The sequence below is a fragment of the Paenarthrobacter ureafaciens genome, from assembly GCF_004028095.1.
Lineage (GTDB): Bacteria > Actinomycetota > Actinomycetes > Actinomycetales > Micrococcaceae > Arthrobacter > Arthrobacter ureafaciens.
Genome location: NZ_SBHM01000006.1, coordinates 393,282 through 414,610, shown reverse-complemented (window position 1 = coordinate 414,610; position 21,329 = coordinate 393,282). Strand labels below are relative to the sequence as shown.

Sequence of the window (21,329 nt, the reverse complement as noted above, 5' to 3'; positions counted from 1 at the left end):
TCTTGTCCCCTCAAGCTGGTGTGAATTGGTGCCGACTTTGCCGGACAGCATTTCAGTCTAGTTGAACGTCCTGCAGGCAGAATCCGTTGCCAGGCGGCACACGCCCGTGGAACACGTTCCCCGTCTTCTTGAGGAAGGACACCCCAAGCTTTGAAAGCCGGGGGTGTCCTCAGGGAGCCAAAGCTCCAACACTGTGCGCAAGGGGGGACTTGAACCCCCACGCCCGAAGGCACAGGAACCTAAATCCTGCGTGTCTGCCAATTTCACCACTCGCGCTTGCCTGCGGTTCCAGCCCTCAGGGGCAGTACCGGCGGCATCGGGGTCCAGTGTACCTGCTACTGATCGAGTTTGAGGTCCTTGCGCAGCTTGGCCACGTGACCTGTTGCCCGGACGTTGTACTGGGCCAGAGCCACTTTTCCTTCGGGATCCACCACGATCGTGGAACGGATAAGGCCCATGTAGGTTTTCCCGTAGTTCTTCTTCTCGCCCCAGGCTGCGTAGGCCTCCGCAACCGAGTGGTCCTCGTCGGAGAGCAGGGGAAAGGTGAGGCCCTCCGTGTCGGCGAATTTCGCCAGTGCCTTGGCGGAATCCGGGGAGATGCCGAGGACTTCGTAGCCGGCTCCCTGCAGGGACGCGAGGGAATCGCGGAAATCACAGGCCTGTTTGGTGCAACCCGGGGTGGAGGCCGCCGGGTAGAAATACACGATGGTATTCCGGCCGCGGAAGTCCTGCAGGCGTACTTCCTTGCCGTCCTTGTCCTGAAGAATGAAGTCCGGGGCCTGGTCGCCCGGGGTGAGTCGCTCCGCCAAGATTTGCTCCTTGAAATATGTGCGCAATCACCCACTTTAGTGCGGAGAAGCAATGTAAGCATGCTTAGCGCGCATATACTATCGACATGCCTGATATGGAGAGATGGCCCACGACGCGACTACTTTCGACCGCTGCGCGGCTCGTGGAAATCTCATGGAACGAGAAATTGAAGTCGATTGGCCTGACGCACGCCGGCGTTATCGCCATGCAGGTCCTGGCTGCCAAGGGTCCCATCACTCAGGCCGCTTTGGCGGAGGTTGCCAGGGTCAAGGCCCAGACCATGGGTACCACCCTCGCGCGGCTCGAACTGCATGGGCACGTGACGCGCCACCGCAGTGATTCAGACCGCCGGAGCCATGTGGTGACCCTTACGCCCGCCGGTAGCGAGGCGCTGACCGAGGCCGTGAAGTTGGAGCAGGACGTCCTTGCACCGGTTGCGGTTGACACTGCGCGGCTCCGCGACGAACTCCGCATCGTGGTCAGCGGACTCATCGGGGTCCCGTTGGCTGAAGAGGTGGGTATCCGGCCTGCTCATGAAACTGCTGCGCCAGGGGTGGATAAGCCCTCGGGGGAGACCACCGCATAAGACTGGCCCCGTTCCTGCAGGGGCGGGCAAAAGGAAAGGCTCCGGATCGCATCAAGCGATCCGGAGCCTTTTTGGTGCACCCCCCGGGACTCGAACCCGGAACCCATTGATTAAGAGTCAATTGCTCTGCCAGTTGAGCTAGAGGTGCAACTATTGCTTTCAGCCTGGCGGGAATTTCTTCCTCAGCGGCCTCCGCAACGACAGATAACTCTACACCACTTCCAAGGTCGCAATGTCCACTTGTGCCGATCAGTGATGCACTCCACAGTCCGGCGATCGAAGCGGTGCCGGCTCCCGGCTGGGACATGCAAAACAGGGACACGCAAAACAGGGGACAGGCAAAACGGGGACACGCAAAAAGACCCCGAAGCATTGGACGCTTCAGGGTCTTTCTTGGTGCACCCCCCGGGACTCGAACCCGGAACCCATTGATTAAGAGTCAATTGCTCTGCCAGTTGAGCTAGAGGTGCAGCTGTTGTTTTCGATCATTCCGACGAGGTTTATTTCCCCGGCGATCTCCGCAACGACAAGTAACTCTACACGACTTCAGCCGAACTGCAAATTCGCGGACGGCTGGCCCCGGCGCCTACCGTTCCAGCCTCAAAACCAGCGCAAAATCGGGGTTTCTGTTGTTGCTGAGTACCCACAAAGCACCGTCGGGGGCTGCCGCCACGTCCCGCAGCCGCCCGAAGTCTCCTGTGAGAAAGGCCACAGGAGTGCCGGCAGACTCTCCGTCCAGGGGAACGGCCCATAGGCGCTGCCCCCGGAGGGCGCCTGTGTACGCCACGCCGTCCACAATCTCCAAGCCACTGGGTGACGCCTCGCCCGTTGAAGGCCACACGACTTTTGCGTCGAGGAAGCCCTGCCGTCCAGGGGCTCCCGTCACCGTGGGCCACCCATAATTCCCGCCGGGCGTGATGAGGTTGAGTTCATCATCGACGTCCGGCCCGAACTCGCTCGCCCACAGGCGTCCCCCTGAGTCCCAGGCAAGGCCTTGAACGTTGCGGTGCCCGTAGCTGTACACGGGGCTGTCGCCAAAAGGGTTGCCCGGTGCGGGCCGTCCCTCCGGTGTCAGCCGGAGGATCTTGCCGCCCAGTGCCTCCAGGTCCTGGGGCTGCTCCCGTCGCTGCGAATCGCCCGTTCCAACGTAGAGGAGTCCATCAGGGCCGAAGCGGATCCTTCCGCCGTTGTGGGTGGACGCTTTGGGGATCCCGGAAAAGACCACTTCTGCCGGGCCCAGCCTCAGGTCCCCGGACCCGTCCCGGGTCAGCTGCATCCGGGCTATCCGGTTGTCCGAGCTTGAGGTGAAGTACGCATAGAGCCAACGGTCCGTGGCGAAGCCGGGCGAAAGCGCCAGGCCAAGGAGGCCGCCTTCACCACCGGGCACGACGCCGGGAACCTCACCGACAGCGGTGGCCTGCCCGTCCCGGATTGCCTTGACGGTTGCCGAATCGCGTTCAGAGACCACCGCAGTACCGTCCGGGAGGAACACGACCGACCACGGCAGTTGCAGGCCGACGTCGAGCTTCTCTTCAACCTGGACGCCGCGGGGAACGGTGGTTTGGGTCGTTGGCGGCGGGCCGGCGGTCGCAAAAGTCGTGCTGTTTTGGGGAACCGGGCTGCTGCCGGACGTGGACGTTCCGGCCGGACCTGACGGGCTTCCCGTGCAGGAAGAAAGCACCACGGCCAGCGCGCAGAGCACAGGCAGTGCGCGGGTGGCCGGCTTCCTGGTGTTCGTCATGGCGATCGGGAGAACAGCAAACGACGGCGGTTCGGCAGCAGATCCGGCTCAGCGGCGGCTGCGTCGTGGCGGACGGAAGCCTGCCGCCTCAGCGTGGGCGGCTGACTCGAACCAGACGTCCGCAGGGGCGTCGGCGTAATCCGCGGAGTCGTCGTCGTAGTAGGTCATGGTGGCAGCTTCCCCCTTGACCGGGTATCCGTCCGGGGCACTGCCATCAGCTGCCGCGCCGGCGGAACCAGCGCCGTAGGGGTGATCGGCCGCCAAGTGTCCGGACGGCGCCTCGGCCTCCACTGTTTCGGCGGCAGCAGTTTCAGCGCCGGGAAGCGTGGGGGAGTGGGGGTCGGTGTACTCGTGGTGGTGGACCGGTTTTCCCGAGGAATCGGTCCACGAGGATTCCCACTCGTTCTTATCCGCCGCGTCCTGGCCGGTTGAGTCGGCGCGGGTGACGTCGTCTGCTGTCACTTCCCCGGTGCCTCCCACCCGTGCGTTCGTGTCCACTACGGGCTCGTCCACCACCGGCTCATCCAGGACGGGAGCCTCGATGACGGGTTCGTTCCCGACGGTCGCTTCGGTGGTTCCAGTGCGCTCAGTGCCGGCGCCGGCAGGTTCAGCGTCGCTACCCGCTCCGTCCGTACCGGCAGCAGGAGCAGGTTCGCCGTCCGTTGATGAGTGCCTGCCATGCCCGTGCGGTGCTGCGGAAGGGGCAGTCCCGGCCGTGGCGGCGTTGGAGGCGAGGTCCGGATCTTGTTCTTGGACGGCGGCGGGCTCCGGCGCTCCGGGACGGCCGTCTGCGGCGGGCTCCCTGCCCGCGGTGGTAACTCCTGCGAGACCGGCTACTCCCGCTGCCGCGGCAGCGGTCTCCGGAACGGCGGAAGTATTGCCCGGCTCCGTGGCGGCAGGCGGAGCGGCCGCCGGTTTGCGTGTGTTGTTGCGGCTGATAAGCCACCAGGCAACCGCAATCACCAGCACAATAACAATGACCCAAATCAACCAATCCATGGTGACGCCCTTCCGCTTTGGGGGTTTGAAGTCTTTCCAATGAGCCGTGTTTCCGACGTTACGTGCCTGCTCAGGGGCTGTCCAGCATCCGGACCGGGCTGCGGGCGACGAAAGGAAACCATGGGTATTTCCGGTGTTATCCGGACTTTGTGTCTTTTATGGTTTTTTTGATTTTTCCGGGACGGGCAAGGGACTGCGGGCAAGGCTGCCACATAGACTGTGGGGCATGAGCGAGGACACCCGGACTTCCACAGAGAATACGCCTGACATCAAACCCCGTAGCCGGGTTGTCACGGACGGCATTCACGCCGCTCCCGCACGCGGAATGTTCCGCGCCGTGGGCATGGGCGATGACGATTTCGCAAAGCCGCAAATCGGCGTCGCGAGTTCCTGGAACGAAATCACACCCTGCAATCTTTCCCTTAACCGCCTGGCCCAGGGCGCCAAGGAAGGCGTCCACGCCGGCGGGGGATTTCCCATGCAATTCGGCACGATTTCCGTCTCCGACGGTATTTCCATGGGGCATGAGGGCATGCACTTTTCCCTGGTATCGCGGGAAGTCATTGCCGATTCCGTCGAGACGGTGATGCAGGCCGAGCGGATCGACGGTTCCGTGCTCCTTGCCGGTTGCGACAAGTCTCTGCCCGGCATGCTCATGGCAGCCGCCCGCCTGGACCTGGCCAGCGTGTTCCTTTACGCCGGTTCCATCATGCCGGGGTGGGTAAAGCTCGAGGACGGTTCGGAGAAGGAAGTAACCCTCATCGACGCCTTCGAGGCAGTCGGAGCCTGCGCCGCCGGCAAGATGAGCCGTGAGGACCTGGACCGCATCGAAAAAGCCATCTGTCCGGGCGAAGGTGCCTGCGGCGGCATGTACACGGCAAACACCATGGCGTGCATTGGCGAAGCCCTGGGAATGTCGCTTCCGGGTTCCGCAGCTCCGCCTTCGGCAGACCGCCGTCGGGATGATTTTGCCCGGAAGTCCGGCGAGGCGGTGGTCAACCTCCTGCGGCTGGGCATCACGGCGCGGGACATCATGACCAAGAAGGCCTTCGAAAATGCCATTGCGGTGACCATGGCCTTCGGCGGTTCCACCAACGCTGTGCTTCACTTGCTGGCCATTGCCCGCGAGGCCAACGTGGACTTGACGCTTGATGACTTCAACCGGATCGGTGACCGCATACCGCACCTTGGCGACCTGAAGCCGTTCGGCCGGTATGTGATGACCGACGTCGACAAGATCGGCGGGGTTCCGGTCATCATGCGCGCTCTGCTCGACGCCGGACTGCTGCACGGCGATTGCCTCACCGTGACCGGCAAAACGCTTGCCGAAAACCTGGCTGCGATCAACCCGCCGGACCTGGACGGCAAGATCCTGCGGGCGCTGGACAATCCGATCCACAAGACGGGCGGCATCACCATCCTGCACGGCTCGCTGGCTCCCGAGGGTGCAGTGGTCAAGAGCGCAGGCTTCGACGCCGACGTTTTCGAGGGCACCGCCCGGGTGTTCGAGCGCGAGCAGGGCGCCTTGGATGCCTTGGACAATGGCCGCATCCAGAAGGGCGACGTCGTGGTGATCCGCTACGAAGGTCCCAAGGGCGGCCCCGGCATGCGGGAAATGTTGGCCATTACCGGCGCGATCAAGGGTGCCGGGCTCGGCAAGGACGTCCTGCTCCTCACTGACGGCCGCTTCTCCGGCGGGACCACCGGCTTGTGCATCGGCCACGTCGCGCCGGAAGCCGTCGACGGCGGTCCTATCGCCTTCGTCAAGGACGGGGACCGGATCCGTGTGGACATCGCTGCGCGTTCTTTCGACCTCCTGGTTGATGACGCTGAACTCGAAGCCCGCAAAGTGGGCTGGGAGCCGCTGCCTGCCAAGTTCACCAAAGGCGTTCTTGCCAAGTACGCCAAGCTCGTCCACAGCGCCTCCACCGGGGCTTATTGCGGCTGAGTTTCCTGCCGGGCTCCGCGTCCCCTACGAGGGTGGAGTCCGGCAGATGGACATTGTTGTCCAGATATTGAGATACGATGTTGCTTGATTGACACGTATCTCGTTTAGAGGGAACACTGAACGCATGATTTCATTCGTTACCGTTGGCGTCGTCGTCCTTACCAAGCGCGTGGCATAGCCCGACTGGTAACGAACTGTCACGCGCAAACCCCTCGAAGAGCCGTAAGGCTGAGGGGTTTTTTTATTTGCAAGACCCACCAATGAAGATCCACTAAGGAAGAGTCCGATGAGCAAAGGATCGCCGATCAGCCCCTCGCTGATGGCTGCAAAGTCCGCTGGAGCCACCAAGGCTCCGGAAAAGATCGACCGAACGGCTGACACCGTCGTCGACGCTGCTGCACCTCTCTCTCCTGTACTTGGGCCGAACAACGTTGTACCCCCAACGGTGATGACCGGCTCGCAAGCAATTGTCCGCTCGCTCGAAGAACTCGGCGTGGACGATATTTTCGGTTTGCCCGGTGGCGCGATCCTGCCCACCTACGACCCCTTGATGGCCTCCAGCATGAATCACGTCCTGGTCCGTCACGAACAGGGAGCCGGCCACGCCGCGCAAGGCTACGCCATGGTTACCGGACGGGTTGGCGTGTGCATCGCCACCTCGGGCCCCGGTGCCACCAACCTCGTTACCGCCATCATGGATGCCCACATGGACTCCGTGCCGATGGTGGCCATCACCGGCCAGGTCTCCAGTGGAGTCATCGGCACCGACGCCTTCCAGGAAGCCGACATCGTAGGCATCACCATGCCCATCACCAAGCACTCCTTCCTGGTGACGGATCCCAATGACATCCCGCACGTCATGGCTGAAGCCTTCCACCTTGCCTCGACCGGCCGCCCCGGCCCGGTCCTGGTGGACATCGCCAAGGATGCCCAGGTTGGCCAGATGACGTTCTCATGGCCGCCCAAGATCGATCTTCCCGGCTACCGTCCGGTTGTCCGCGGCCACAACAAGCAGGTCCGCGAAGCCGCCAAGCTGATCGCGGCCTCCAGCAAGCCCGTTCTGTACGTCGGCGGCGGCGTGGTCAAGGGCCACGCATCCGCCGAACTCATGGAACTGGCACTGGCCACCGGCGCGCCCGTGGTCACGACGCTCATGGCCCGCGGAGCCTTCCCCGATTCGCACCCGCAGCACGTTGGCATGCCCGGCATGCACGGTGCCGTCTCGGCAGTCACCGCACTGCAGCAGGCTGACCTGCTCATCACGCTCGGTGCGCGGTTCGATGACCGCGTGACCGGTGTACTGAAGACCTTCGCGCCAACCGCCAAGGTGATCCACGCGGACATCGATCCCGCGGAGATCTCCAAGAACCGCACGGCGGACGTGCCGATTGTCGGCTCGGTGAAGGAGATCATCCCCGAACTGACCGAAGCCGTAAAGGCCCGGTTTGAACAAGTCGGTACTCCGGACCTGGGCTCCTGGTGGGCCTTCCTGAACAACCTGCGCGACACCTACCCCCTGGGGTGGACCGAGCCGGAAGATGGACTCACGGCTCCGCAGCGGGTCATCAAGCGCATCGGAGAACTCACCGGTCCTGAGGGAATCTACGTTGCGGGCGTTGGCCAGCACCAGATGTGGGCTGCCCAGTTCATCAAGTACGAACGTCCCCACGCCTGGTTGAACTCGGGCGGCGCAGGAACCATGGGCTACTCCGTTCCCGCCGCCATGGGCGCCAAAGTCGGTGAACCGGACCGGGTTGTCTGGGCGATCGACGGCGACGGCTGCTTCCAGATGACCAACCAGGAACTGGCTACCTGCGCCATCAACAACATCCCCATCAAGGTGGCCATTATCAACAACTCGTCGCTGGGCATGGTGCGCCAGTGGCAGACGCTGTTCTACGAAGGCCGCTACTCCAACACGGACCTGAACACCGGCCACGACACCATCCGGATCCCGGACTTCGTCAAACTCGCTGACGCCTACGGTTGTGCCGCCCTGCGGTGTGAACGCGACGAAGACATCGACGCCACCATCCAGAAGGCCTTGGAAATCAATGACCGCCCGGTGGTGATCGACTTTGTCGTCAGCCCCAACTCAATGGTGTGGCCCATGGTGCCCGCCGGCGTCAGCAATGACCAGATCCAGGTTGCCCGCAACATGACCCCGGAATGGGAAGAGGAAGACTAGGCCATGACCCGTCACACACTGTCCGTTCTGGTAGAAGACAAGCCCGGCGTGCTGACCCGCGTGGCCAGCCTCTTCGCCCGGCGTGCCTTCAACATCAACTCCCTCGCCGTGGGGCCGACTGAGGTCCCGGGCATGTCCCGCATGACGGTCGTCGTCGACGCCGACGGCGACCTGATCGAGCAGGTCACCAAGCAGCTCAACAAGTTGGTCAACGTGATCAAGATTGTTGAACTGACTTCCGAATCTTCCGTACAGCGCGACCACATCCTGGTCAAGGTACGTGCGGATGCCGCGACACGTCTGCAGGTTACCCAGGCTGCAGACCTGTTCCGTGCCGCCGTCGTCGACGTGTCTACAGACTCGTTGGTGATCGAGGCAACCGGTACCCCGGAGAAGCTCGCTGCGCTGCTCTCAGTGCTCGAGCCGTTCGGCATCCGTGAAATTGTGCAGTCCGGCACCTTGGCCGTTGGACGGGGATCCCGCTCCATGAGTGACAGGGCGCTTCGCTCCGCCTAAAGCACAGGCAGGGACTGCTCTTGCATGCCCTGCCCTGCGTTGCGCCCAGTACCGCAGCACCACCTTCAATATCTAGAAACCACTCAAGAGGAGTTACGCAAGTGACTGAAATGTTCTACGACGACGACGCAGACCTGTCGATCATCCAGGGTCGCAAGGTCGCAATCGTCGGTTATGGCTCGCAGGGCCACGCCCACGCGCTTAACCTGCGCGATTCCGGCGTCGAGGTTGTCATCGCGCTTAAGGAAGGCTCCAAGTCGACCGCCAAGGCGCAGGACGCGGGCTTCACCGTCAAGAACGTTGCCGACGCCGCCGAATGGGCAGACGTCATCATGATCCTCGCGCCGGACCAGCACCAGCGCTCGATCTACAACGACTCCATCAAGGACAAGCTGACCGAAGGCAAGGCCCTCGCCTTCGCCCACGGCTTCAACATCCGCTTCGGCTACATCGAGCCCCCCGCAGGCGTTGACGTCATCCTCATCGCTCCGAAGGCACCGGGCCACACGGTCCGCCGCGAATTCGAAGCCGGCCGTGGCATCCCGGACATCATCGCCGTGGAGCAGGACGCTTCCGGTTCCGCTTGGGAACTGGCCAAGTCCTACGCCAAGGCCATTGGCGGTACCCGCGCCGGTGTCATCAAGACGACCTTCACCGAAGAGACCGAAACCGACCTGTTCGGTGAGCAGTCCGTACTCTGCGGCGGCGTTTCCCAGCTCGTCCAGTACGGCTTCGAGACCCTGACCGAAGCCGGCTACCAGCCGCAGATCGCCTACTTCGAGGTCCTGCACGAGCTCAAGCTCATTGTGGACCTCATGTGGGAAGGCGGCATCGCCAAGCAGCGCTGGAGCGTTTCCGACACCGCTGAGTACGGCGACTACGTCTCCGGCCCGCGCGTCATCACCCCCGAGGTGAAGGAAAACATGAAGGCTGTGCTGGCTGACATCCAGTCCGGTGCCTTCGCCAAGCGCTTCATCGACGACCAGGACAACGGTGCCGTCGAATTCAAGGAACTGCGCGCCAAGGCAGAGCAGCACCCGATCGAGGAAGTCGGCCGCGAGCTCCGTTCACTCTTCTCCTGGCAGCAGCAGGACGAGGACTACGTCGAAGGTTCCGCAGCACGCTGATCCTTTGCAGCAATGCCCGTCCGGCACCACAGCCGGGCGGGCATTGCCCGTTTTACGCGTCCTTCGATCCCGTTCCGAGGACTGTGAACTTCTTCACAACCGGCGTGTCCGGCCCGTAACATCCCTGAGCGGGCGCCGGATTAGCCGTTCCGATTCGATATTCTGGGCCTGTCCGGAGTAGTGCCCGGGCCCCGCATCCGCTCCTTGTCCAGTACTGTTCCCAAGTTGTCCAAAGTAAGGTGCCACCCGTGTCAGCCACCAAACCCGTCGTCCTCCTCGCCGAGGAACTTTCGCCCGCCACGATCGAGGCACTGGGCCCGGATTTCGAGATCCGCCAGACAGACGGTGCCGACCGCTCCCAGCTGCTGTCCGCCATTGCCGACGTCGATGCCATCCTGGTGCGTTCGGCCACCCAGGTGGACGCCGAAGCGATCGCCGCAGCGAAGAACCTCAAAGTGATCGCGCGCGCCGGCGTAGGACTGGACAACGTAGACATCAAGTCTGCTACCCAGGCAGGCGTCATGGTGGTCAACGCCCCCACCTCCAACATCGTCTCTGCGGCGGAACTTACGGTGGGCCACATCCTGAGCCTCGCCCGCCACATTCCGCAGGCCAGCAGCGCCCTGAAGAACGGTGAGTGGAAGCGCTCCAAGTACACCGGCATCGAACTGTTCGAGAAGAAGATCGGCATCATCGGCCTCGGCCGCATCGGCGCTTTGGTTGCTGCCCGCCTCCAGGGATTCGACACCGAGATCCTCGCGTACGATCCCTACATCACTTCGGCCCGCGCAGCGCAGCTCGGGGTCAAGCTGGTAACGCTCGACGAACTCCTGGCCAACGCCGACTTCATCACCATCCACATGCCCAAGACCCCGGAGACCGTGGGCATGCTGGGCGCCGACGCGTTCCGGAAGATGAAGGAATCGGCCTACGTCATCAACGTTGCCCGTGGCGGCCTGGTTGACGAAGAAGCACTGTTCACCGCGCTGAAGGAAGGCCAGATCGCCGGCGCCGGCGTCGACGTGTTCGTCAAGGAGCCCAGCACGGACCTGCCGTTCTTCGAATTCGACAACGTGGTGGTCACTCCGCATCTGGGTGCTTCCACGGACGAGGCCCAGGAGAAGGCCGGCGTGTCTGTAGCGAAGTCGGTACGGCTCGCCCTGGCAGGGGAACTCGTTCCGGATGCCGTGAACGTCGCCGGCGGTGTCATTGCCAGCGACATCCGCCCGGGCATCCCGCTGATCGAGAAGCTCGGCCGCATCTTCACTGCCCTCACCCACGCGTCCCTGACGCAGATCGACGTCGAGGTTGCCGGCGAAATCGCCGCCCTGGACGTCAAGGTCCTGGAGCTTGCCGCGTTGAAGGGCGTCTTTGCCGACGTCGTCACGGAGCAGGTGTCCTACGTCAACGCGCCGGTGATTGCTGAGCAGCGCGGTATCAACACGCGCCTCATCACCACCCCCGACGCCGAGGACTACCGCAACGTCCTGACCATCCGCGGTGCGCTCAGCGACGGCTCGCAGATTTCCGTGGCCGGTACCCTGACAGGACCCAAGCAGGTCGAGAAACTGGTGGGCGTCAACGGCTACGACGTCGAAATCCCCATCAGCGAGCACCTCGTGGTGGTTGCCTACGCGGACCGTCCCGGCGTCATCGGCACCATCGGCCACATCCTGGGCATGAACAACATCAACATCGGTGGCATGCAGGTGGCCCGCCAAACCGAAGGCGGCCAGGTGCTGGCGTTGCTGACCATCGACAGCTCCGTGCCGCAGCAGGTACTGGAAGCCATCAAGGCCGGCATCGGCGCGGACATGGTCCGCGAAGTCGACCTGGAGGACTAAGCACGGGCTTAGCCAGATGAATTCGGCGTGCCCGGGAACACACCCCTGACGCGCATGCGTGGCCGGTCTGCTTACAATGGCTGGGTCCGGAATTCGGACCCGGCAGCAGGCCGGCCACTACTTTTTGCACACCAAACCCGCGGCTCCTTTCTGTTTTCGAAGGGTCGCGGTCCATGTGTGCGCGCCCGCAATCAAGGTCTCAGGGAGCCCAATGAACGCCGTCCAAAGGTTCATCAGAAGCCGTGTGCTGCTGCTGACCGCGGCCATTTTGATCGTCGCCATGTGCTTGTCCGTCGTCGTCCAGAGCCAGTCGCAGGCGGCCCTGAACAGGACTGTGGATGAGAACTCGCGGGGTCTTTACGACATCCTGGTCCAGGCAAAGCCGGACCAGGAGGGGGACGGCGAGGGCGGCGCCCTGATCCAACCCGAAATTGCCAACGGCCAGGGTGGCATCAGCTTTGAGCAGCTGGAAAAAATCAGGAACATGGCCAACACGGCAGTTGCCGCACCCATCAGCCTTGTTTCCCGCGTATCGCAGAACCTCGAGGCGCCGCGCCTGAATGCCATGGACTACCTCGGCTACAACTCGGGCCTTGCCGGGGCCATCACGGCAGGCGATCCCTCGGCGATGGACTCCGCCAAATGGCCGGAAGCCGAATCGGTATTGTCGGACACCCCGAAGAAGTACCGCTTGACGGCCACGGCCACCAGCTCTGATGGCGTCAACCAGCAGACACTCTTCAAGACCAGCGCGGAAGGCACCTTGGGCAAGGGCCGCCTGGTTGAGGAAAAGACCACCGGTGGCTCCAACGTCCGCATCGCCGGGCCGGAAGGGGAGACGGGCATCAAGTTCCCGGCCCCCGCGCTCGGCTCGGAGCACAACTTGTTCAACCTCTCGGTGGCCCTTCCCCTGGCCCCCGAGGTGACGGAGTCCGTCGTCGCCGTCGATCCCGCGGCCGAACGGGCGCTGCTTGGGACGGCAGGAGACTTCCTGGCACCGCTTGAAAAGGCCCCGCCGGCCGATGCCCGCAACGCGGGCGCAATCGGACGCCACTTCGAAAGCCTCTTCACCACCGGCTTGAGCATGGAGCAATTGGAGGAAGGCCCGGACTTCCTGGGCGTCAAGCTCAAGTACTGGGCCCCCTTGATGACCCAGTACCAGCAGGCCAAGCGTGACGGCCTGCTGACGGACGAGTCACAGGCGATCCCGTTGATTGTCCGCTCGGGCACGTCCCTGGACCTGCAGTACTCGGTGAAGATCGAGGAAATCGACTCCAACGGCAAGGTCCTTAAGGACGTGGGCACCGTGAGCCGTTCCCTGGACAAGGACTACCTCCCGTTCGTATCGAAGTCCCCGTTCGCCCTGGAATGGCCGGGTTCCACCGATCACAGCAAACTGCTTGGCAGCACCGCTTCCTTCAGCCAGGGCCTCTACAACCCGGCCACCTGGAGCACCGCTTTCGCTGCTGCACCGAAGTACAAGGACGGCGACGACGCCGCCAACGGTGCTTCCGACAAGACCGCCACGCCGGGGGACTGGGTGACGGTCAACCGCCTGCCGGAGAAGTCTTCATTCGGGGCAGCGGTCGACCAGACGCAGCGCAAGCCCGTCGAAGAGCGCGCGTACCGCGAAGACCTGGCGACCGGCAAGAAGCCGGCTACTCCGATGCCCATGGTCTACGGCACCTTCAATCCCGGTGACGTCCAGGCAGCAGCCGGCGACGTGAACAAGCTTCCGCTGGGCGGCTACGATCCGGCACCGATGACCCTCACCAAGGACGCGAACGGAAAAGACGTCGAGGGTACCGTGCTCAAGCCTTCACTGAGTGCCACCGGCCTGGTGAGCCAGTCGGCCGGCGCGATCACCGACTACTACGGCCTTGCCGCCGCACGCGGCTACGACTCCAATGCCAACGTCATCGACGCCATCCGTGTTCGTGCCAATGCCCCGGGAAACTGGAAGCAGGCTCAGCCGGATGTCGAGAAACTGGCTTCGGAGATCCGCGCCCTCGGCCTGGAGGCAACCGTGGTGGCCGGTTCCGCCCGCGAGGACGTCAACATCTTCGTCCCCGGCTACAGCAAGGACGACTCGGGCAAGGAATCGGCCCTCGGGACGGTCCAGCAGTCGTGGGTACGGCAGGATGCCGCCGACGCTGTGTCCGGTTCCCTGACCGGTACCAACATCACCCTGCTCTTCCTGACGTTGCTTGGAGCCACGCTCCTGACCGGCGCCTCGACCGTGAGCTACATCCGCCAGCGCAGAAGCGAAGCAGGAATCCTGCGCGCCATGGGGTGGACGCAGAAACGCATCAGGTCCTGGGTGCTTGAGGAGTTCGCCGTCGGTGCGGCTGCCCTCGCCGCTGCCGGAATCATCCTGAGCTTGCTGAGCTGGAACCTGGCGACGGTCATTGTGTCCGCCACCATGCTGGTCATCTACGCGGCAGCTGCCCTGCTGGCCGCACAGCAGCTGCGTCACCGCGTGGTGATTGACCAGGAGCCGCAGCACGACGACCGCCTCGTGACCGTGGACTCACCCCTGACGTTCGCCAACCGGCAGTTGACCACCAACAAGTTCAACTCAGTCTCGCTGGCAGTGGCAGTGGGAGTGTTCGGCGCAGCCGTCGGCGCGCTGATCGCCCTGCTGATCGACATTCCCCGGGCAGCCGGTGCCAGTGCCCTCAGTGGCCTGGCGGCTGCAAGTGTCGCTCTGCCCAGCGTGATCCTGGCTGTGTTCGGCGTCTTGGTCGGCCTGCTGCTGACACTTGTCACCGGGCGGTTCGAACTCCATGCCAAACGCGAATACCTGGGCACCCTCCGGGCCATGGGCTGGAACCCGGACATGCTGGGCCAGGTCCGCTTCTTCGAAAACGCTTTGGTAGGTACCGTGGCCCTTCCCCTCGGTGTCCTCGGGGCGCTGGGACTGGGGCTGCTCCTGGCCCCGTATGCGGCCCTCTGGGCCGGGCTGGCCGGCCTGCTGGCCGTAATTTGCTGGATTCCGATTGCAACGAAAGTAGTCAAATGACTGACAACCTCAACACCGAGCTGACGGCCACCCCGGAGTCCACGGAAGAGTCGCTGCAGACCCGGGCCAACACCATCGTCAAGGCCACGGACCATGCCACTCCGCTGGAACTGCGCAAGGTGACCATCCACTATGGCGGAGACAAGGGCGGGGCCGAGGAAGTCGACGTCGTCGATGACTTCAACCTGACGCTGCACGCAGGCGAGATGCACTGCATCGCCGGTCGAAGCGGCTCCGGCAAGACCAGCATCCTGACCGTCAGCGCGGGACTCACCCTCCCGACGTCGGGCCAGGTTTTCTGGGAAGGCACGTCGCTGGAATCGATGGGCGACGACGAGATCGCCGACCGCCGCAGGGCGCTCATCGGCTATGTCGACCAGGGCGGTGCCTTGATCGAGGGCATGAGTGCCCTGGAGAACGTGCTGCTTCCCGCCGTACCGGACGGCGAAGTGGAACAACGCACCGAAATGGCCAAGGACCTCCTGGACCTGGTGGGCCTGGGCCGCCGGATGCGCCACCGTCCCGCCCAGCTGTCCGGCGGTGAGCGCCAGCGCGTCGCGATCGCCCGCGCCCTGATCCTGGGCACCCGCGTCCTGGTGGTTGACGAACCGACGGCGAGCCTTGACCGCGCAGCGGCCAACCGCATCATCGGGATCCTGAAGGACACCACCAGTGACGGCATCGCCGTCCTCGTGGCGTCACACGACCACGAGCTGGTCCGGCTCAGCGATACGCTGACCGAGCTTAACTAAGCTTCTTCCGCTGAAAATAAAGGTAACTTCTTAGAGTGACGTCTGCAGAGAAATCCCCGTTCTACATCACCACGGCCATCAGCTACCCCAACGGCGTGCCGCACATCGGCCACGCCTACGAGGTCATTGCCACCGATGCCATGGCGCGGTTCAAGCGTCTGGACGGCCATGAGGTGTTCTTCATGACCGGAACGGACGAGCACGGACTCAAGATGCAGCAGTCCGCGGAGAAGGAAGGCCTGACGGCCAAGGAACTGGCCGACCGGAACTCTGCTGCCTTCAAGCAGATGAGCCAGGACCTCGGCATTTCCTACGACCGGTTCATCCGCACCACCGATCCGGACCACTACGCCGCTTCGCAGGCCATCTGGAAGAAGATGGAAGCCAACGGCGATATCTACCTGTCCAAGTACGAGGGCTGGTACTCCGTCCGCGACGAGGCGTACTACGTCGAGGACGACACCGTGGTCAAGGAAGACGGCCTCCGCTACTCCAAGGAAACGGACACGTTGGTGACGTGGACGGCGGAGGAAAGCTACTTCTTCAGGTTGTCGGCCTACCAGGAGAAGCTGCTCGCCCTCTATGAAGCCCACCCCGACTTCGGCGCGCCGCAGTCCCGGTTCAATGAGGTCATCAGCTTCGTCAAGCGTGGCTTGGAAGACCTCTCCATCAGCCGGACCACCTTCGACTGGGGTGTCCCGGTTCCCGGGGATGAGAAACACGTCATGTACGTGTGGGTGGATGCCCTCACCAACTACCTCACCGGCGCGGGCTACCCGGACACGGAGTCGGAATCGTTCAAGAAGTTCTGGCCGGCGGACGTGCACATCATCGGCAAGGACATCTCCCGGTTCCATGCCATTTACTGGCCGGCATTCCTCATGAGCGCGGGGCTGGAGTTGCCCAAGCGCGTCATGATCCACGGCTTCCTGACCAACAACGGCGTCAAGATGTCCAAGTCCCTCGGCAACGTCGTTGCCCCACGGGACTTCGTGGAGCGTTATGGCTTGGACCAGTGCCGCTTCTTCTTCCTCCGCGAAGTACCGTTCGGTGCCGACGGCAGCTACAACCACGAGGCAATCGTGGGCCGCATGAACTCGGACCTGGCAAACAACTTCGGCAACCTCGCGCAGCGCTCCCTGTCCATGGTGGCCAAGAACTGCGAGGGCAAGGTGCCCGTGCCGGGTGCTTTCACGGCCGAGGACCAAGCCTTGCTCGAACAAGCCGGAAAGTTGCTGGAGACGGCACGCGGCGCGTTTGAGAAGCAGGAGTTCAGCCGCGCCCTCGAAGCCATTTGGATGGTGCTGGGGGATACCAACGCCTACTTTGCCGAGCAGGCGCCCTGGGTGCTGCGGAAGACCGACGTCGAGCGCATGAACACGGTCCTCTACGTCACCTTGGAGGTGGTCCGGATCGTGGCGATCCTCGCCCAGCCGGTCATGCCGTCGTCGTCGGCCAAGTTGCTTGAGGTGCTGGGACAGCCGGAAGGCCCTGCCCGCCTGTTTACCGCGATCGCGGCGCCCATCCAGCCTGGCACGGAGCTTCCCGCACCCGTTCCGGTGTTCCCGCGCTACGAGGAACCCGCCGAAGCCTAGGTGAACGCTCTTTCACCTACCGCCACCACACGGCAAACGCTCTTCCACCTCCCTCCGTTGATCCGGGGAAGATGGAAGAGCGTTTTCGTTTAAGCGTGGTGATGTGACAGAGCGTCAGGCGGTGGCGAGTCCCTCCACCGGGGACAACCGCGCTGCCCGGCGGGCCGGCACTACCGAGGCCAGGAGCCCTGCGACCACGGCGACGCCGAACACGGCCGCCAGCTGTCCCCACGGAACGGAAGGAATGACGTCGGCCATGCCGCCCAGCGTCGCCTGGGCACCGAGCCAGCCGTAGACAATGCCGAGGCCACCACCCAGGACGGCTGCCACGCCGGCCACCAACACGGCTTCGATGGCGAGCATCCCACGGAGCTGGCCCTTGGTCAGGCCGAGCGCCCTAAGCAGCGAGTTTTCCCGGGTGCGTTCCAGGACGGACAGAGACAGCGTGTTGGCGACGCCGATCAGCGCGATCACCACCGCGATCCCCAACAGCCCGGTGACCACCAGGAGCAACACGTCGATGATGCTGTTGAACGTCGCCCGCTCTATGGCCGCGCCGCTGACCGTCCGCTCAGGTACGCCCAAGGCAGCTGCGATGTTCTTTTGGATTGCCTGCACCTGCTCGCCGGACACGGAGTCCGCCACCTTGACCCAGACCATCCCCGGTGCTTCCGTGAGCGGACCGGCGGTGATCGTGGAATCGGCCACGAAGGGCGGGATATGCCGCGTCGTGAGGACCGTAGCGTCGAGGGTTACCGTGCCGGCCGCCGTCGTGATGGACGCCGGGCCGGTGGGCGAGTCCTCGGGCAGGTAGACCTTCGCGGGTGCGGGTCGAAGTTTTTCGTCCCGGAGCACGGCAGAAGCGTCGGCGCTGCCGAGGGCGTAGATGGCGCCGCCGCCGTCGGGCGCCGACCCGTCGGCGAGGCGGCCCACCGGCTGAAGGAGGGCAGCTGCGCTGACACCGTCCAGAGCGCGGATCTTGTCCAGGGCCTGCTGCGCATCGCCGGCATCCGGACCCACGGCGGTAGGGGCGGCCAAGTCCACGGGATACGTCTCGCCCAGGGTGCTGTTGAATGCCTGCCTGGCTGTTGACGCACCGGTCATCATGAGCGACACGAGCGTCACTCCGATCAACAAAGCAGCAGCCGTGGCCGAGGTCCGGGCCGGGTTGCGCGTGGCGTTGACGGCGGCAAGCTTGCCGGGCACCCCGGCCGGCGAAGCCAACCGCCCTGCCCAGGACACCACAGCCGGAATGAAGAGGCTGGAGCAGAGCAAAACTCCAATGAAGGAAGCGGCGCCGCCAAGCAGGGCGACCTCCAAGGAGACCGAGGCGCTCCCAAACGCCAGCAAGGCACTTCCGCCGGCCAGGACCACCGCGCCCAGTACCAACCGCACCTTGCCGCGACGGGTCCGGACAGACGCGTCATCGGCCGGACGCAAGGCAGCAAGAGGTGCGACGGCGGTGGCCGCCTTCGCGGGGACCAGCGCGGCGATGACGGTCAGCAGGGTACCGGCAAGCAGCCCCGCAATAACGGCCGACGGCGGCACGGCCAGCGTGGCGAACGTTTGCCCGGGCTGGGTTGCAGCCCACGCGACGAGGCCGGACATGACCCCTACCGCGGCGGCGACACCGAGCACCGAGGCAAAGAAACCAACCGCCAGTGCTTCCACGATCACCGAGCCGCGGATCTGCGGGCGCCCCGCCCCCAGGCAGCGCAGCAGAGCCAATTCCCTGGTGCGCTGGGCAACCAGCACGGAGAACGTATTGGACACCACCAGCATGGACACTAGGATGGCCACACCGGCAAAGGCGAGCAGGACGATGGTGAGCTGGTCCTGGCCTCCGCTTAACATCGCAACGGTGGCGGTGACCTTTTCCTGTGCCGTTTGCAGGACCGGCCCCTCGGCTCCGGCCGCTTCCATGCGGTGTGTGATGTACTCCTTCGCGGCAGCAACGTCCTCGCCGGGCTTCAGAATGAATTGAACCCCGCTGAATTGGGCCCCGCTATGTCCTGTCCCCGCGCCCAGGACAGCATCGAGGACGGTCCCACCGGCAGTCAGTTGTGCGGCGGAAGAGGCGAAGGGATCATTCGTGGGTTGGACCAGGCCGGAAACCGTGACTATGGCTTTCTCTTCCGGTCCGGAACCCCGCAACTCCATCGTGCTGCCGGGGTCCAGGTTCAGGTGCCGGGCCGTCTTGGCGTCCAAGAGTACGTCGAAGGGTTTCAGGGGCATTGTGCCGGATACCAGCTCGGCCCCTTCAAGTCCGGCGGGCGCCGCGTTCCGCAGCCGGCCGAACTGCTCGCCGTTTGCTTCGAAGGTCACGTAGGTGGACCGTTCGGCATAGCTCTGGTCAACGGCCGGCGACGACGCGGCGGCGTCCACCGCCGCTTTGCTGAACGGGTTCCCGTTCCTGGGCGTCGCCACCAGATCGGCGTTCCGGTAAGCCTCGCCAATGCTCGCCCCGAGCGAGGCATTGGTGCTGGCACCCACCATCAGGGTGGCCGACAGGAACATCACGGACAACATCACGGCCAAGCCGATGGCGATGAAGCGCCGGTAATGGGTCTTGAGTTGGGACAGGGCTACTCGCAGCACGCTCAGGCCCCCAGCTTGCCGAGAGCGGCCAGGACGGAGTCCGCGGTGGGCTGGTGGATCTCGCCCACCAGGCCACCGTCACTCATCAACACCACTCTGTCCGCATAGCTTGCGGCGACGGGGTCGTGGGTCACCATGATGATGCTTTGCCCCATCTCCCGGGTACTGCGCCGCAACAGCGCAAGGACTTCGCCGCCGGCCTTGGAGTCCAGGTTTCCGGTGGGTTCATCGCCGAAAACGACGTCGGGGCGCGTCAAGAGCGCGCGGGCAACGGCGACACGCTGCTGTTGGCCTCCGGACAGCTCGTGGGGCCGGTGCCGCAACCTGTCCTTCAACCCAAGGGTGGCGACGACACTTGCCAACCACCCGGCGTCGACGTCTTTACCGGCCAAGGCGAGCGGGAGGGTGATGTTCTGTTCAGCAGTGAGCGTTGGCACCAGGTTGAATGCCTGGAAAACAAAGCCGATCCGCTCGCGACGGAGGGCAGTCAGTTGTTTGTCGTTGAGCCCGGTCAACTCAGTGCCGCCAAGGAGGATCCGTCCGCTGTCTGCAGAGTCCAATCCGGCGAGGCAGTGCATCAGTGTCGATTTGCCGGACCCGGAAGGGCCCATGATCGCGGTGAACTTGCCAGCGTCGAAGCTGACACTGACGTCCTTCAACGCGATGACCTTGGTATCGGCGCGTCCGTAGCTTTTACTCAGCGAGAAGGCCTCGACGGCGGGACGCCCGGGAGCGGCGTCGGCAGGGGTCGGGTGGTCCGGTGTTGAAGGGTGTGGCATGGACGTGAAAGTTGTCATGCTCCCACGCTATGCAGCAGCTGGTATCCGGCAGATCGGGCCACGGGTCCAAAGGTTGGCACCTGCTCTCATACCGTGGTCTGAGGGGAGTTACAGCCCGGGGGACACCACTCCGGTTTCGTACGCGATCACCACGATCTGGACGCGGTCACGGGCACCAAGCTTGGCGAGGATGTGCCCCACGTGGGTCTTGACGGTCGCCTCCGACAGGAACAATTCCGCCGCGATCTCCGGGTTCGATTTCCCCTGCGCGATCAGGGTGAACACTTCGCGTTCGCGGGCCGTTAGCCGCTCAACAGCCGCCGCGTGCTCGCTTTGCTCCGGGGTTTGCATGCGCAGCAGGGGTGCCACGTGGTCCAGCAGGCGCCGCGTCGTGGAAGGCGCGATGACGGCATCTCCGCGGTAGACGGTGCGGATAGCTTCGAGCAGTTCCTCCGGCGGGGCGTCCTTCAGCAGGAAGCCGCTGGCACCTGCGCGGATGGCGGCCAAGGCATATTCATCAAGGTCGAAGGTTGTGAGGACAACGATCTTGACCTCGGCCCGTTGCGAGCCTTCCGGCTGGGTTGCCGCCTGTTCCAGGATCCTCCTGGTTGCCTCGATCCCGTCCATGCCCGGCATCCGGACGTCCATGAGGACGACGTCGGCCGCCGTGGCGTTCAAGGCCTGGACTGCTTCGATGCCATTGCCCGCTTCGGCCACGACTTCCAAGTCGGGTTGGGAGTTGATGAGCATGCCGAAGCCGCTACGAACCAACTGCTGGTCATCGACGAGTGCTACGCGGATAGGGGGAGAAAGGTGGGGCAAAG

The 21,329-nt window shown here is 64.0% G+C and carries 15 protein-coding genes and 3 tRNA genes; 9 read left to right on the top strand and 9 right to left on the bottom strand.

Annotation, left to right across the window (positions count from 1 at the left end):
• Positions 1–194 precede the first annotated feature (194 nt).
• Positions 195–276 (bottom strand) — tRNA-Leu (locus AUR_RS03010).
• A gap of 59 nt (positions 277–335) precedes the next feature.
• Complete coding sequence (gene bcp, locus AUR_RS03005; protein WP_021470929.1) at positions 336–809, bottom strand: thioredoxin-dependent thiol peroxidase; 474 nt, start codon at positions 807–809, stop codon at positions 336–338.
• Positions 810–895: 86 nt separating this feature from the next.
• Here bcp and AUR_RS03000 point away from each other — a divergent pair, with 86 nt between their 5' ends.
• The gene (locus AUR_RS03000) at positions 896–1,396 is read left to right on the top strand and encodes a MarR family winged helix-turn-helix transcriptional regulator (RefSeq protein ID WP_241650847.1); all 501 of its coding nucleotides are present in this window, start codon (positions 896–898) and stop codon (positions 1,394–1,396) included.
• A 72-nt stretch (positions 1,397–1,468) separates the two neighbouring features.
• On the opposite strand, the gene AUR_RS02995 is transcribed toward AUR_RS03000, so the two are convergent.
• The 4 genes from AUR_RS02995 to AUR_RS02980 form a co-directional block, all read right to left on the bottom strand.
• Positions 1,469–1,544 (bottom strand) — tRNA-Lys (locus AUR_RS02995).
• A gap of 246 nt (positions 1,545–1,790) precedes the next feature.
• A tRNA-Lys gene (locus AUR_RS02990) sits at positions 1,791–1,866 on the bottom strand.
• 116 nt (positions 1,867–1,982) lie between these two features.
• Positions 1,983–3,137 carry a PQQ-dependent sugar dehydrogenase gene (locus AUR_RS02985; RefSeq protein ID WP_062097101.1) on the bottom strand — a complete coding sequence of 385 codons (1,155 nt, stop codon included), beginning with the start codon at positions 3,135–3,137 and terminating at the stop codon, positions 1,983–1,985.
• A 48-nt stretch (positions 3,138–3,185) separates the two neighbouring features.
• Positions 3,186–4,136: a sunset domain-containing protein gene (locus AUR_RS02980; RefSeq protein ID WP_082694399.1), complete on the bottom strand. Its 951-nt coding sequence runs from the start codon at positions 4,134–4,136 to the stop codon at positions 3,186–3,188.
• Between the two features lie 226 nt (positions 4,137–4,362).
• On the opposite strand from AUR_RS02980, the gene ilvD reads away from it, so the two are divergent.
• From ilvD to metG, 8 genes are all read left to right on the top strand, one after another.
• Complete coding sequence (gene ilvD / locus AUR_RS02975) at positions 4,363–6,084, top strand: dihydroxy-acid dehydratase (protein WP_021470925.1); 1,722 nt, start codon at positions 4,363–4,365, stop codon at positions 6,082–6,084.
• 286 nt (positions 6,085–6,370) lie between these two features.
• On the top strand, positions 6,371–8,272 hold the full coding sequence (locus AUR_RS02970) for an acetolactate synthase large subunit (RefSeq protein WP_021470924.1): 1,902 nt from the start codon (positions 6,371–6,373) through the stop codon (positions 8,270–8,272).
• A gap of 3 nt (positions 8,273–8,275) precedes the next feature.
• Positions 8,276–8,788 carry an acetolactate synthase small subunit gene (gene ilvN, locus AUR_RS02965; RefSeq protein WP_021470923.1) on the top strand — a complete coding sequence of 171 codons (513 nt, stop codon included), beginning with the start codon at positions 8,276–8,278 and terminating at the stop codon, positions 8,786–8,788.
• A gap of 68 nt (positions 8,789–8,856) precedes the next feature.
• Positions 8,857–9,915 (top strand): ketol-acid reductoisomerase, encoded by a 1,059-nt coding sequence (ilvC, locus tag AUR_RS02960; protein WP_255527674.1) that lies wholly within the window; start codon positions 8,857–8,859, stop codon positions 9,913–9,915.
• Positions 9,916–10,163: 248 nt separating this feature from the next.
• On the top strand, positions 10,164–11,759 hold the full coding sequence (serA, locus tag AUR_RS02955) for a phosphoglycerate dehydrogenase (RefSeq protein ID WP_062097096.1): 1,596 nt from the start codon (positions 10,164–10,166) through the stop codon (positions 11,757–11,759).
• Positions 11,760–11,970: 211 nt separating this feature from the next.
• Positions 11,971–14,781 carry an FtsX-like permease family protein gene (locus tag AUR_RS02950; protein ID WP_062097094.1) on the top strand — a complete coding sequence of 937 codons (2,811 nt, stop codon included), beginning with the start codon at positions 11,971–11,973 and terminating at the stop codon, positions 14,779–14,781.
• Positions 14,778–15,533 (top strand): ABC transporter ATP-binding protein, encoded by a 756-nt coding sequence (locus AUR_RS02945; RefSeq protein ID WP_021470919.1) that lies wholly within the window; start codon positions 14,778–14,780, stop codon positions 15,531–15,533. The genes AUR_RS02950 and AUR_RS02945 overlap by 4 nt, the downstream gene beginning before the upstream one ends.
• 35 nt (positions 15,534–15,568) lie before the next feature.
• Positions 15,569–17,128 carry a methionine--tRNA ligase gene (gene metG, locus AUR_RS02940; protein WP_062097092.1) on the top strand — a complete coding sequence of 520 codons (1,560 nt, stop codon included), beginning with the start codon at positions 15,569–15,571 and terminating at the stop codon, positions 17,126–17,128.
• 114 nt (positions 17,129–17,242) lie between these two features.
• On the opposite strand, the gene AUR_RS02935 is transcribed toward metG, so the two are convergent.
• The 3 genes from AUR_RS02935 to AUR_RS02925 form a co-directional block, all read right to left on the bottom strand.
• The gene (locus AUR_RS02935) at positions 17,243–19,726 is read right to left on the bottom strand and encodes an ABC transporter permease (RefSeq protein WP_128397041.1); all 2,484 of its coding nucleotides are present in this window, start codon (positions 19,724–19,726) and stop codon (positions 17,243–17,245) included.
• A gap of 2 nt (positions 19,727–19,728) precedes the next feature.
• Positions 19,729–20,523 carry an ABC transporter ATP-binding protein gene (locus AUR_RS02930; RefSeq protein WP_062097088.1) on the bottom strand — a complete coding sequence of 265 codons (795 nt, stop codon included), beginning with the start codon at positions 20,521–20,523 and terminating at the stop codon, positions 19,729–19,731.
• Positions 20,524–20,613: 90 nt separating this feature from the next.
• Complete coding sequence (locus tag AUR_RS02925) at positions 20,614–21,327, bottom strand: response regulator (RefSeq protein ID WP_062097086.1); 714 nt, start codon at positions 21,325–21,327, stop codon at positions 20,614–20,616.
• Positions 21,328–21,329 lie beyond the last annotated feature (2 nt).

Excerpts from the sequence above, each read along its gene's own strand:
- AUR_RS03000 (WP_241650847.1), top strand. The coding sequence starts at position 896 with ATGCCTGATATGGAGAGATGGCCCACGACGCGACTACTTTCGACCGCT.
- AUR_RS02985 (WP_062097101.1), bottom strand. The coding sequence starts at position 3,137 with ATGACGAACACCAGGAAGCCGGCCACCCGCGCACTGCCTGTGCTCTGC.
- AUR_RS02980 (WP_082694399.1), bottom strand. The coding sequence starts at position 4,136 with ATGGATTGGTTGATTTGGGTCATTGTTATTGTGCTGGTGATTGCGGTT.
- ilvD (WP_021470925.1), top strand. The coding sequence starts at position 4,363 with ATGAGCGAGGACACCCGGACTTCCACAGAGAATACGCCTGACATCAAA.
- AUR_RS02970 (WP_021470924.1), top strand. The coding sequence starts at position 6,371 with ATGAGCAAAGGATCGCCGATCAGCCCCTCGCTGATGGCTGCAAAGTCC.
- ilvN (WP_021470923.1), top strand. The coding sequence starts at position 8,276 with ATGACCCGTCACACACTGTCCGTTCTGGTAGAAGACAAGCCCGGCGTG.
- AUR_RS02950 (WP_062097094.1), top strand. The coding sequence starts at position 11,971 with ATGAACGCCGTCCAAAGGTTCATCAGAAGCCGTGTGCTGCTGCTGACC.
- AUR_RS02945 (WP_021470919.1), top strand. The coding sequence starts at position 14,778 with ATGACTGACAACCTCAACACCGAGCTGACGGCCACCCCGGAGTCCACG.
- AUR_RS02930 (WP_062097088.1), bottom strand. The coding sequence starts at position 20,523 with ATGACAACTTTCACGTCCATGCCACACCCTTCAACACCGGACCACCCG.